This window comes from Acidovorax sp. GW823-FHT01C06, assembly GCF_058798375.1.
Genome location: NZ_JBXAKN010000001.1, coordinates 737,036 through 749,687, shown reverse-complemented (window position 1 = coordinate 749,687; position 12,652 = coordinate 737,036). Strand labels below are relative to the sequence as shown.

General features: G+C 65.6%; 9 protein-coding genes. 1 reads left to right on the top strand and 8 read right to left on the bottom strand.

Features of this window, described 5'->3' with window-relative positions:
* Positions 1–45 precede the first annotated feature (45 nt).
* From AC1RCS_RS03415 to AC1RCS_RS03380, 8 genes are all read right to left on the bottom strand, one after another.
* Positions 46–1,842, bottom strand: coding sequence for an acyl-CoA dehydrogenase C-terminal domain-containing protein (locus AC1RCS_RS03415; protein ID WP_492244295.1), 1,797 nt, complete (start codon positions 1,840–1,842; stop codon positions 46–48).
* 4 nt (positions 1,843–1,846) lie between these two features.
* Entirely contained in the window at positions 1,847–2,587 is a 741-nt protein-coding gene (locus AC1RCS_RS03410) for a TetR/AcrR family transcriptional regulator (protein WP_218293207.1), read from the bottom strand.
* 177 nt (positions 2,588–2,764) lie between these two features.
* Complete coding sequence (gene slmA, locus AC1RCS_RS03405; protein ID WP_492244294.1) at positions 2,765–3,427, bottom strand: nucleoid occlusion factor SlmA; 663 nt, start codon at positions 3,425–3,427, stop codon at positions 2,765–2,767.
* A gap of 175 nt (positions 3,428–3,602) precedes the next feature.
* Positions 3,603–5,051, bottom strand: coding sequence for a sensor histidine kinase (locus tag AC1RCS_RS03400; protein ID WP_218294383.1), 1,449 nt, complete (start codon positions 5,049–5,051; stop codon positions 3,603–3,605).
* A gap of 95 nt (positions 5,052–5,146) precedes the next feature.
* Positions 5,147–5,839 carry a response regulator transcription factor gene (locus AC1RCS_RS03395; RefSeq protein WP_218293205.1) on the bottom strand — a complete coding sequence of 231 codons (693 nt, stop codon included), beginning with the start codon at positions 5,837–5,839 and terminating at the stop codon, positions 5,147–5,149.
* 18 nt (positions 5,840–5,857) lie between these two features.
* Positions 5,858–6,748 carry an acetylglutamate kinase gene (gene argB, locus AC1RCS_RS03390; RefSeq protein ID WP_218293204.1) on the bottom strand — a complete coding sequence of 297 codons (891 nt, stop codon included), beginning with the start codon at positions 6,746–6,748 and terminating at the stop codon, positions 5,858–5,860.
* 84 nt (positions 6,749–6,832) lie between these two features.
* Positions 6,833–7,936, bottom strand: coding sequence for a glycosyltransferase family 4 protein (locus AC1RCS_RS03385; RefSeq protein ID WP_492244501.1), 1,104 nt, complete (start codon positions 7,934–7,936; stop codon positions 6,833–6,835).
* Positions 7,933–8,730 carry a glycosyltransferase gene (locus AC1RCS_RS03380; protein ID WP_492244293.1) on the bottom strand — a complete coding sequence of 266 codons (798 nt, stop codon included), beginning with the start codon at positions 8,728–8,730 and terminating at the stop codon, positions 7,933–7,935. The genes AC1RCS_RS03385 and AC1RCS_RS03380 overlap by 4 nt, the downstream gene beginning before the upstream one ends.
* Positions 8,731–8,809: 79 nt before the next feature.
* On the opposite strand from AC1RCS_RS03380, the gene AC1RCS_RS03375 reads away from it, so the two are divergent.
* A complete protein-coding gene (locus AC1RCS_RS03375; RefSeq protein ID WP_492244292.1) occupies positions 8,810–12,478 on the top strand; it encodes a methyltransferase domain-containing protein in 3,669 nt (1,222 codons plus the stop codon).
* The last annotated feature ends 174 nt before the right edge of the window (positions 12,479–12,652 follow it).

Here is a 12,652-nt window from a genome sequence, read left to right as displayed (position 1 = left end):
AAGCGCTCCGTGGCAAAAAGGCTTGAAGTCCGCATGATGCACCGATCAGGCCAGGGCCAGATCGGTGTCCATCAGCACCTTGCTGCCGGCACGGGCCGTGCGCATCAGCGTCGCCGTTTCAGGGAACAGCTTGGCGAAGTAGAAACGCGCGGTCTGCAGCTTGGCGCCGTAGAACGGGTCGGTGTTGCCGGCGGCGATCTCGCGCAGCGCGACCTGGGCCATGCGGGCGAACAGGTAGCCAAACACCAGGTGGCCGGCCACGCGCAGGTAGTCCACGGCGGCGGCGCCCACTTCGTCGGGGTTTTGCATGCCCTTGAAGCCGATTTCGGTGGTGAACTTGGTCATCTGGTCACCCAGCATCGCGACGGGGTTGATGAACTCGGCCATCTTCTCGTTCACGCCTTCTTCTTCCACCAGCTTGCCGATCAGCTTGCCCAGCTTCTTGAGCGTGGCGCCGTTGTTGCCCAGGATCTTGCGGCCCAGCAGGTCCAGCGACTGCACGGTGTTCGTGCCTTCGTAGATCATGTTGATGCGGTTGTCGCGCACGTACTGCTCCATGCCCCATTCCTTGATGAAGCCGTGGCCGCCGAAGACCTGCATGCAGGCGTTGGTGCTGATGTGGCCGTTGTCGGTGATGAAGGCCTTCACGATGGGGGTGAGCAGCGCCACCATCTCTTCGGATTCGGCACGCACCTTTTCATCGGGGTGGCTGTGCACCTTGTCCAGCAGCAGCGTGCAGAAGATCTGCAGCGCGCGGCCGCCTTCGGCATAGGCCTTGGCGGTGAGCAGCATCTTGCGCACGTCGGGGTGCACGATGATCGGGTCGGCGTCCTTGTCCTTGGCCTTCACGCCCGAGAGGCTGCGCATCTGGATGCGGTCCTTGGCGTAGGCCAGCGCGTTCTGGTAGGCCACTTCCGTCAGGCCCAGCGACTGGTTGCCCACGCCCAGGCGCGCGGCGTTCATCATCACGAACATGGCGGCCAGGCCCTTGTTGGGCTGGCCCACCAGGGTGCCGATGGCGCCATCGATGGCGATCTGCGCGGTGGCGTTGCCGTGGATGCCCATCTTGTGCTCCAGGCCCGTGCAGTAGATGGGGTTGCGCTCGCCCAGCGAGCCGTCGGCCTTCACGTTGAACTTGGGCACGACGAACAGGCTGATGCCCTTGCTGCCCTTGGGCGCGTCGGGCAGGCGGGCCAGCACCAGGTGCACGATGTTGGCGGTCATGTCGTGTTCGCCGGCGCTGATGAAGATCTTGTTGCCGGTGATCTTGTAGGTGCCGTCGGCCTGGGGCTCGGCCTTGGTGCGCAACAGACCCAGGTCGGTGCCGCAATGGGGTTCGGTCAGGCACATGGTGCCGGTCCACTCGCCGCTGGTGAGCTTGGGCAGGTAGATCTTCTTTTGTTCTTCGGTGCCGTGGGCGTGCAGGGCTTCGTACGCGCCGTGCGACAGGCCGGGGTACATGGTCCACGCCTGGTTGGCCGAGTTCATCATTTCGTACAGGCACTGGTTCAGCACGAAGGGCAGACCCTGGCCGCCATAGGCGGGGTCGCACGACAGCGCCGCCCAGCCGCCTTCGACGTACTTGGCGTAGGCGTCCTTGAAGCCCGACGGGGGCTTGACTTCGTGCGTGGCCTTGTCCAGCACGCAGCCTTCGGTATCGCCGCTGATGTTGAGCGGGAAGGTCACTTCGGCGGCGAACTTGCCGGCTTCTTCCAGCACGGCATTGATGGTGTCCACATCCACCTCGGCGTGGGGCGGCATTGCCTTGAATTCATCGCTGACCTTGAGCACTTCGTGCATGACGAATTGCATGTCGCGCAGGGGCGGCGTGTAGGTAGGCATGGGTTTACTCCTTGGAGGTGGTGGTTTGGTTGGAAACTTTGCGGCGCTTGGCGGCAGCAGGGGTGGCTGGCGCGGCGGCGGCCGGCGTGTCGGCGCTGTAGCGCGCCAGGATGTTGTGAAAGCCCTGCACGGCCCGGCCCATGGAGCCGGGGGTCTGCAGGAAGCGCGCTTCGTAATGCAGCGCGAGGATGAGGCCGTGGATCTCGAACAGCATCTGCTCGGCATTGGTGTCCGCGCGCAGCTCTGCGAGGCCCTTGCACTGCTCGATGGCGCGGCGCATGGCGGCGTGCCATGTCAGCACCGAGCTGGCCAGCGCGTCGCGCACGGGGCCGGTGCGGTCGTCGAACTCGACCGCGCCGCTGATGTAGATGCAGCCCGAGTCGATTTCGATGGAGGTGCGCTTCATCCAGTTGTCGAACATGGCCGACAGGCGCGCCACGCCGCGCGGCGCGGACATCGCGGGGTAGAACACCTCCTGCTCGAAGCGGGTGTGGTATTCGCGGATGACGGAGATCTGCAGCTCTTCGCGCGAGCCGAAGTGGGCGAACACGCCCGACTTGCTCATGCCCGTGACATCGGCCAGCGCCCCGATGGACAAGCCTTCCAGCCCGATGTGCGTGGCCAGGCCCAGCGCCGCCTCGACAATGGCCGCCTTGGTTTGCTGGCCCTTTTGCAGGGCGCGGCCGGTACCGCTGCGGGCGCGCGGGATGCGGGTGACCTGGCTGGATGAAGAGGTGGCGGACATGCTGGCAAATAAAAACGAACGTTCGTTCTATTCTGCAGCAAATTCAGCGACCGGCCAAAACCCCGGGAAAAAATAGGGAGCGGCCCCCAAATCACCCGTTGCGGCGGCGCCACCGCCTGGCGGGCCCGCTCTCCAGCGTGCCGGGGCCCCGCCGGCGGCACCGCCAGCGGGGCGGTGCTAGAGGATCAGCGCGAGGCTGGCTTCCAGGTGCTCGGAAGGCGGGCGCTTGAAACCCGAGCGCGCATAGCGCTGCAGGCGCCCCACCGCAAACGCCGTGAGCACGCTGGCCGCCACCTGGGCATCGACCGTGGGCGTCGCGGAGCCCGCCGCGGCCGGGCGCAGGCACTGGCGCAGGGTGGACTCGATGCGGTCAAAGAACTGGTTCATGCGCTGCTGCAGGCGCTCGTGCTCGAACACCAGGGCATCGCCCACCATCACCCGCACCATGCCGGGGTTGCGCTCGCCAAACTGCAGCAGCACGGCCACGATGCGCGCCGCCTGCCGCTGGCCCACGTCGGGCGGCTGGGCGGGGTCGGGCACCTCGCGGCCGGTGATCTGCTGCACGAGGGTGAACACGGACTGCTCGATGAAGTCGATCAGCCCCTCGAACATCTGCGCCTTGCTCGCGAAGTGGCGGTACAGCGCCGCCTCGCTCACCGACAGGCGCGCCGCCAGCGCGGCGGTGGTGATGCGCTCCGCGCCCGGCTGCTCCAGCATGGCCGCCAGCGCCTGCAGGATCTGCACGCGGCGCTCGCCCGGCTTGGGCCGCTTGCGCGCGGCCGGCGTTTCACCCGCGTCGTCGGTACTGGCGGGCTCTGGAAGGGGAGAAAGTTCGGACATGCAGGACAGGGGCTCTGGTAGGGCCATGCGGCCAGTGGCACCCGGCGCCCGGTTCACATGCCGGATGGGCATGCACGGGCCAGCGGCAGGCGTAAATCATGTATGGAAATGATTCTCGCACAGGCTTTTGCCCGGCCCGCGCACGGACACGCGCAAGGAGCGCGCGGGGGCGGATCTACAGCGGAAACACCACAGCCACCAGCAGCCCGTGCCCCTGGGGGCCCGTCCCGAGCGTCAGGGAGGCGCGGTGCACGCGCGCGATCTCGTCGGCGATGGCCAGCCCCAGGCCCGTGCCCTCCCCCACCGTGCCAGGCACGCGGTAAAAGCGCTGCATGACGCGGGCGCGCTCCGCCTCGGGCACGCCCGGGCCGTCGTCCTCGACCTCCAGGTACACGCGGGGCGGCCCGGTGCGCCCCTGGCGCATGCCGCAGCGGATGGTGACAATGCCCCCCGCCGGCGTGTACTTGATGGCGTTGTCCACCAGGTTGGACAGCAGTTCGCGCAGCAGCCAGCCATGGCCGGTGACATGCACGGGCTGCACGTCGAGCCCCAGGTCCAGCCCCTTGCCGGTGGCCGGATCGAGAAAGGTCTCGAGCAGCGCCTCGCACAGGTCCTTCAGGTCCACGCGCTGCGGCGGCTGCGCATCCAGGCTGCGCGCGTCGGCGCGCGACAGGGCCAGCAGCTGGTGCGCGAGCTGCGAGGTCCGGCGCGTGGCATTGCGCAGCTTCTCGATCTGATCAACTCCTAAAACAATAGCACCTTTCGCTTGACCATCCTGCGCCAGCGGCATTTGTCGATCAAAGTCCGGCAGCGATACCCGCGGGCCGGCGGCCTTGGCCATCATCGCCCAGGCCTCGACCTGCGCCTGCAGGCCCGCCAGCGGGGTGCGCAGCTGGTGCGCCGCGTCGGCCACGAAGCGGCGCTGCCCTTCCGCCTGCGCATTGACCAACGCGAACAGCCGGTTGAGCGAATGCACGAGCGGGCGCACCTCGGCGGGCGACGAGGCCTCGTCGATGGGGCTGAGATCGCGCGGCGAGCGGTGCTCCACCGCTTCGGCCAGATCCACCAGCGGCTTGAACGCACGCCCCACGGCCCAGTGGATGGCCAGCGCGGCGGCGGCCACGAGCACCAGGTTGGGCAGCAGCACGCGCAGCAGAAGCTGCTGCGCCCACTGCTGGCGCGGGTCCGACCCGTCGGCCAGCGCCACCACCAGCTCGCCGGCCCCCGTGCGGCCGCGCTGCACGGCCACCCGGTAGGTCACGCCGCCAAATTCGACGCTGTGGAATTCGGGGGCCTGCGTGGTCGGCACGGCGCTGTGCACCCAGTCGTCCCCCAGCAGCAGGCGGCCGGAGGCGTCGCGCACGCTGTACCCGGCAAACCCGGCGTTCTGGCGCAGGAAGTCCTCGACCGGCGGCGCCAGCAGCAGCAGGGGCGGCTCGTTGTCACGGATCGCGGGTGCCAGCACCGAATCGGCCAGCGCCGGAAGCAGCCGCAGCAGGCGCTGGTCATGCCGTCCGGCGGCCTCATCGGCCGAGCGGTAGTCCAGCCACACGCCCGCGAGCGCGAGCAGGCACAAGGGCAGCACCAGCAAAAGCAGCAGCCGGTTGCGCAGGTCGGAGGTCATGGCGCGCAGGCCAAGCCGCTGGGAAGGAGGGGCCCGGTCCGGCATCGTCATGGTGGGTCTTCACCGGCGCGGGCGCTGAGCCAGACCGATTCCGCTCAGGCGGCCTGGAGTTCCAGCCGGTAGCCGAACCCGCGGATCGAGCGCAGCGCCACGCCATGCGGCTCGAGCTTGCCGCGCAGGCGCGAGACGTAGACCTCCACCGCATTGGGCGTGATCTCCTTGTCCCACCCCGTCAGGGCCTGCAGGAGCTTGTCCTTGCTCGCAGGCTTGGGGGCGTTGATGAGCAGGTATTCGAGCACGGTCCATTCACGGGGACCCAGTTCGATCACCTGCTCCCCTTCGCCGGTGCGGATGCTCGCGCGGCGGCCTGCCGTGTCCAGCTCCAGCGGCCCGAAGCTGAGCACCGCCGTCGTGGCGGCCTGCGAGCGGCGCAGCAGGGCCCGCAGGCGGGCCAGCAGCTCGGGCAGCTCGAAGGGCTTGACCATGTAGTCGTCCGCCCCCAGGTCCAGCCCCTGCACGCGGTCATGCAGGGCATCGCGCGCGGTCAGGATCAGCACGGGCATGGCGGGGCTGATCATGTCGGGACGGCGCAGGCGGCGGGTGAGCTCCAGCCCATCCATGGCGGGCAGGCCGATGTCGATGATGGCCGCGTCGAAAGACTCCGTGCGCAGCACCTCTTCGGCGCGCTCCCCGCTGCCGACCCAATCCACGGCGTATCCGGCGTCGGTCAGGCCCAACTTGATGCCGCTGGCCACCATGACATCGTCTTCAACCAACAGCAGGCGCATAGCAGGCTACGAAAAGGGTCAGTGCGAGCGGATCATGGTCCCGTAGGCCTGGTCGGTCAGGATTTCGAGCAGCATGGCATGCGGCACACGGCCATCGATGATGTGCACGGCGTGCACGCCGGCCTTGGCGGCATCGAGCGCGCCCGCGATCTTGGGCAGCATGCCGCCGGAGATGGTGCCATCGGCGAACAGCGCGTCGATCTCGCGGGCCGTGAGGTCGGTGAGCAGGTTGCCCGCCTTGTCCAGCACGCCGGGCGTGTTGGTCAGGAGCATGAGTTTTTCAGCTTGCAGCACCGTGGCCAGCTTGCTGGCCACCACGTCGGCGTTGATGTTGTAGCTCTCGTTGTTTTCGCCGAAGCCGATGGGGCTGATGACGGGGATGAAGGCATCGTCCTGCAGCGCCTTGACCACGCTCGGGTCGATGGCCACGATGTCCCCCACCTGGCCCACGTCGTGCTCGATGCTCGGGTTCTTGTTGTCCACCATCTTGAGCTTCTGCGCGCGGATCATGCCGCCGTCGCGACCCGTGAGCCCCACGGCCTTGCCACCGGCCTGGTTGATCAGGCCCACGATGTCCTGCTGCACTTCGCCGGCCAGCACCCACTCGACCACTTCCATGGTCTCGGCGTCGGTCACGCGCATGCCCTGGATGAACTCGCCCTTCTTGCCCAGGCGGTTCAGGGCCGTCTCGATCTGCGGGCCGCCGCCGTGGACCACCACGGGGTTCATCCCCACGAGCTTGAGCAGCACCACGTCTTCGGCAAAGTCGGCCTGCAGCGCGGGGTCCGTCATGGCGTTGCCACCGTATTTGATGACCATGGTCTTGCCATGGAACTTGCGGATGTAGGGCAGCGCCTGGGCCAGGATTTCAGCCTTGTCGCGCGGAGCAATCGAAAGAAGGTCGGTCATGGAGGCGGGCCATCCAGAGAAAACGGTGAGGCGCAAATTGTGCCGCATTCGCGCGGCACCCTGGGGTGGCCTGCGCAACAGCCCTCAGTGGCGCAGCCAGTGCGGGACCTTGAACCGCACGATGGCAAGGTACGCCATCACATAGCTGATGACGAACAAGCCGCAAAACGCCATCAGCAGCGGGGTATTGCTCCAGAACAGCACCGCCGGCACCACCGTGAGCAAGGTGAAGCCCCAGAGGTAGGGCGATGTGCGGTTGTTGCGCATCAGCACCCTGCGGGATTCGTCGTCGTGGAAAACGCCCCGCACGATGCGCCGGTAGATCAGCTGGTGAAAATGCAGTGCATCGGCCACGCCGGGTGACACGCCCCGCACCGTCTTGCGATAGATCGAGAAGATCGTTTCCCAGACGGGGTAGATCAGCAAAAGCATGGGGAACCACGGTGACACGTCGGCGTTGCGCTGCACCAGCGAAATGCTGGCCAGGGCGATGACCACGCCCCAGATATAGGCGCCCCCGTCCCCGGCAAACAGTATTCCGCGCGGGTAGTTCCACACCAGGAAACCGCCCGTGGCGGCGGCGGTGGACACCAGCAGCGCCGCCAACGAACGGTCACCCACCTGCAAAGACACATGTGCCAGGGCCAGGCACACGATCAGGGCGACCATGCCCGCCAGGCCGTTGTAGCCGTCGATGATGTTGAATGCATGGGGCAGCCCCGCGACCGCCAACACCACGATGGCGATGCCCAGCCAGGGCGCAGAGGCCAGCACAGAGTCGAGCCAGGGCCACCCTATGCGGGACAGGGAGAGATTCAGGAATGAAACAGCCAACGCCCCCGATGCACCCGTCAGTATCAGTCGGTAGCGAACAGACAGGCGCTGCGTCATGTCTTCCGCGATGCCGCCAAGCGCCGCAGGCAACAGGACAGCAAGCCAGCCCCAGACCCAGACCCCCAATCGGAGCGAGCCTGGGTCCCCCCAATGCGATGATTGCCAGACGCCCAGCACCCAGCTCACAGCCATGCCAAAAAAAAGTGCGGCCCCTCCGAGACGTGGCACATCACCCAGATGAAAACGCTGAGGCATGGCGTCGCCATACACAGCGGCATGCCCACGCCCCCATCGCACAATGAGCCCTGCGGCCAGCGCCGCTACCAGAAAACCAACTACAGACAACCAGATCATGGGGTGCCGATGGTACCCGTGACGGCAGGAGCAGTCGTGAGCAACTGTTGCGCCTGCCGGTAGACCGGTGAAAACCAGAGCCGCAGCAGGCTTCGGACATGCCAAGACAAATGCCGCGCGCTATGCCGACTGGCACGCTGGCCCGCATGAATAATCGAAACTGGCGCTTTCACCAGACTCAGCCCCTGCAGCCGCAGCCGAAGGCACAAATCCACGTCTTCGCAATACATGAAGTACCGCTCATCAAAACCGCCGTGCGTGCTCCAGACACGGGCAGAAAACACCATGCACGCTCCGCTGACCCAGTCAGTCCGTGATTCCCGGCGGCCGAGTACTCTTCGTTTCAACAATGCCCGGGGGCTGGGCAACTCCCGCTCGAAATCCTGTGGCAAGCCCTCGCCATCGACCTGCTCGGGGTAGCTGCACCCCACCCCAGGTTGCTCCGCGGCCGCCACCAGAGACTTGAACGGATCCGATCCGGCCAGGCGGACATCTGGATTGAGCACGCACACGAACTGTTCGCCCGCCCCCCGCAGCGCCTTGTTGTGATTGGCCCCAAAACCGCGCGGCACCGGATTGCACACCACATCCAGAGCGAAGGGCCACCCTCCCACCGGAGTTTGCGGCTCTGGCTCGGGCACATTCAAGGTCAGAACCACCCTGGCGACAACGCCCGCGCTGAATTCGCAAAGGGCGTACAGCAATGCCTGCACGCAAGGTCCATGCCCATGACTGACGATCGAAACCACGAGGTTCGGCGAAGGAGCGGGAATAGAAGGAAGGGCGAAGGCCATTGCCTCTATTGTCGCTTCGTTATCCTTTGCGTCCGCAAAACTGCCCCGGCGTCCCAATCCCTCCCGTCATAATTCTGAAATGACGCATCCAAATACGGAGCTGCACGTTTATCTCCGCAGCATCCATGCCCACGAAAAAACATCGCTGTCCGTCCTTGCGAGCCACATCCCGCCTCGCTCCACCGTGCTGGATCTTGGCTGCGGCAGTGGTGCCCTTGGCGAGTATCTCAAGCAAAACAGCGGTTGCGAAACGGATGGCGTGACGCTGAGCCCGGCCGAAGCCGCACATGCCGGGGTGCACTACCGGCGGGTTGAGGTCGCCAACCTGGAAACCGCCGACCTGACGGCGCTTTTTCAAAGCCAGGGCTATGACGTCATAGTGTGCGCGGACGTCCTGGAACACCTGCGGCAACCAGAACGCGTGCTTCTGGCGTGCCGGCAACTGTTGCGGCCACAAGGGAAACTCTTGCTGTCCGTTCCCAATGCCGCTTACTGCGGGCTGGTGGCGGAATTGATGCAGGGCGAATTCAAATATCGTGACGAAGGCTTGCTGGACAGCACGCACGTCCGGTTCTTCACACGCAGGTCGCTCTCCCGTTTCATGACCGACCACCAGTGGGCACTGGAGCCGCTGGAAGCCATCGCGCGCCAAGTGCCCGACTCAGAATTTGATGTCGCCTTCGACCAGCTGCCACCTGCGGTTGCACGCTATCTTCTGGCCACGCCGGATGCGTTGGCCTATCAGTTCATTGGAACCGCGCGCCCATCACAAGTCACCCCCTCCCTCCCCCTGCCGCTTTCAAGCTTTGAGCCCGAAGCACAGGCGCTGTTCACTGCACAGCTTTACCTGGGCCGCGAAGGCGCCTACGACGAAGAAGAAAAAATCACAGCCCGGGGATCCATGGGCAACGGGCGGCAAACGCTGACGTTCGACCTGCCTGGCGGCAATATCACCGAGCTGCGCCTGGACCCCGCGGACCGCCCCGGCTTTCTGCATGTGTATGGCCTTCGATTGCGGGATTCCGACGGGGCCGTTCGCTGGGAATGGGCCGCCAGCACCGACACATCGCAGGCGCTGCGGCAGGCACCGCAGGATCAGATCACGTGGAACGTGCCCATGGCCACGGTCTCGGACGCAGCACTCCTCCTCCTGTACGGCGACGACCCCTGGATAAAGCTCCCCATCCCCCCCTTCGCGCTGGCGCAATGCATGCAAACCGACGGCTCGCGACTGGAGGCGGACCTGGGCTGGCCCATGTCGGCAGACTATCTTGCCCTTTCGTCCGCCACGCGCACACTGAGCGAACAAATTGCCCATTTGGAACATGCGTTGGCCAAATGGCAAGGAGACGCCGAGGCCGCGGCAGCTGCGGCCAGGCATTTTGAAGAGGAATTTACACGCACGATACCTTTGCAGGAACAGCATGCCCAGCTGCTGGCGCTGTATGCGCGGCTGCAGGACCATGTGCAGCGCATAGAGACATCCACCGCCTACCGTGCGACCCGTCCCGTCGTGCGGGCAAAGATGCGGGTCGACCGCCTTCTCGGCCGGGGCATCAGCCCGCCTTCGCCGGACACCCGGCCCCCCGAGCCGGAGCGCGAAGTTACGCCAGCCCCGCCTCCGGCCGAATCCACACCGCAAGAGGCCCCCGCCCCGCAGCCAGAGGTGGGGGCGCTTCCGGCCGTTGCGGTGGACATCGTGATCCCGGTGTACCGAGGACTGGCAGACACCCAGCGATGTCTGGAGTCGGTGCTGGCGAGCGCCAACGAAACCCCATTGCGCCTGATCGTCATCAACGACCACAGCCCTGAGCCCGAGCTCACCGCCTGGCTCAGGACAAAGGCTGCGTCCGAGCCCCGCATTGAATTGCTGGAGAACGAAAGCAACCTGGGCTTCGTCGGAACGGTCAACAGAGGAATGGCGCTGAACGACTCTCATGACGTCCTTTTGCTCAATAGCGACACTGAGGTGGCAGGCAATTGGCTGGACCGCCTCCGCGCAGCGGCGTATTCGGCCCCCAACGTCGCCACGGTAACGCCTTTTTCCAACAACGCCACCATTTGCAGCTACCCACTCTTCTGCGCCGGCAACCCGCTCCCTCCGGGGTACACCACCGGCCAGCTTGACGCGGTTTTCGCATCCGTGAATACCGGCGCCGTTCTCGACATCCCCACCGGCGTAGGCTTCTGCCTGTACATACGCCGCGACTGCCTGTCACAGGTCGGCATGTTCGACATCGAGAACTATGGCAAGGGCTACGGCGAAGAGAACGATTTTTGCATCCGGGCGGCCAAGACGGGCTGGCGAAATCTGCACGCGCTGGACACCTTTGTGCTGCACACGGGCGGCATCAGCTTTGGCCAGACCAAAGCCCCGCGCGAACTGGCGGCCATGGAAACCCTCAGGCGCCTGCACCCTGAATACGAGCCGGCGGTGCAGGCCTTTGTTGCTTCAGACCCTGCGCGCCCGTTTCGGGAAGCCGTGGACCTGGCGCGGCTGCAGGCTGTCCCCCTTCCGCGGATCCTGGCGGTAGTTCACTCGCTGGGCGGAGGAACCCTGCGCCACGTCAAGGAGCTTGCCGCTCACCTCAAAGACACGGCGGCAACCATCTTGCTGATGCCTCTGGAAGGCCATCATGTCCGGCTGCATTGGCTTGCGGAGGACGAATCCATGCAGCGGACCTACCACTGGCCCACACAGTCCGATCAGCTGCTGGAGTTTCTGAAGATCATCCACATCGACCATGTTCATTTTCACCATCTGTTGGGGCTGGACCCGCAGATGATGAAGATCCCCCAACGGCTGGGCGTGCCATACGACTTCACCGTGCATGACTACTACACGGCATGCCCCCAGATCGCCATGGCGGACATGCAGCATGCCTACTGCGGGGAGGCCGGGATTGCTCAGTGCACCGCCTGCCTGAAGGAGCGGCCCACCCCCACCCAGGAAACCATCGAGGAATGGAGGCTGCGGCACAAGCTGTTCCTGTCCGGTGCACGCAACGTACTCACGCCGAGCCTCGACGCCGGGCGCAGGATCGCCAGGTACTTCCCGAGCGCACGCATCAGGCTGGCGCCGCATACCGACCTGCCTCCCGGTACCCAGCTGCCCGAGCCAGCGCCACACGCCATTGCGCAGCATGCCCATCTGCGCATTCTGGTGGTGGGGGCGGTGGGCGAGCTCAAGGGCGCAGACACGCTGGAAGCCACCGCCATTGAGGCGGCCCAGCACGAATCTCCGCTGGAGTTTCATTTGGTGGGCTACGCGCACCGTGCCTTGAAAACCCAGCCCCATGCCAGCCTGACCATCCACGGAGCGTACAAGGACGAAGACCTCCCTCATCTTCTGCGGCGCCTGAAGCCGGACGTCGTGTGGTTTCCCGCGCAATGGCCAGAGACCTACAGCTACACCCTCAGCGCATGCCTGCAAGCCGGAGTGCCCATCGTCGCCCCGGACATCGGCGCATTTTCCGAACGGCTCCAGTACCGCCACTGGACGTGGTTGATGCCCTGGAAGACATCGGCGCACCAATGGAGACTGTTCTTTACGGACATTCGGACCCGGCATTTCCAGACGGGGCAGGGGCCCGCAGCCACGCCTGGTTACAGTGCCGACATGGCGGATGCGAAAATAGAAGGTTGGTCCTACGAGAAAGATTACCTGCGTGAAGAGCGAGCAGCCCCCCGCGCTGCGGAACCTGCGCCTGGTCTTCTTGAAGACAGCGAGCAAGGGCAACCGACATGATTGGCTGCGCCGCGAGGCGCATGGCATGGCGGGGAGCCGGGGGCACCCGCCCCGTGGACCATGCATGCGCCGGCTCATTGCAAACCCATGGACAAACGCCCTGCCGTGCATCTGCGCGACGCCAAATGAACTGAACAGGCACTGAGCCACCACCGTCCAACCATCAGCATCGCC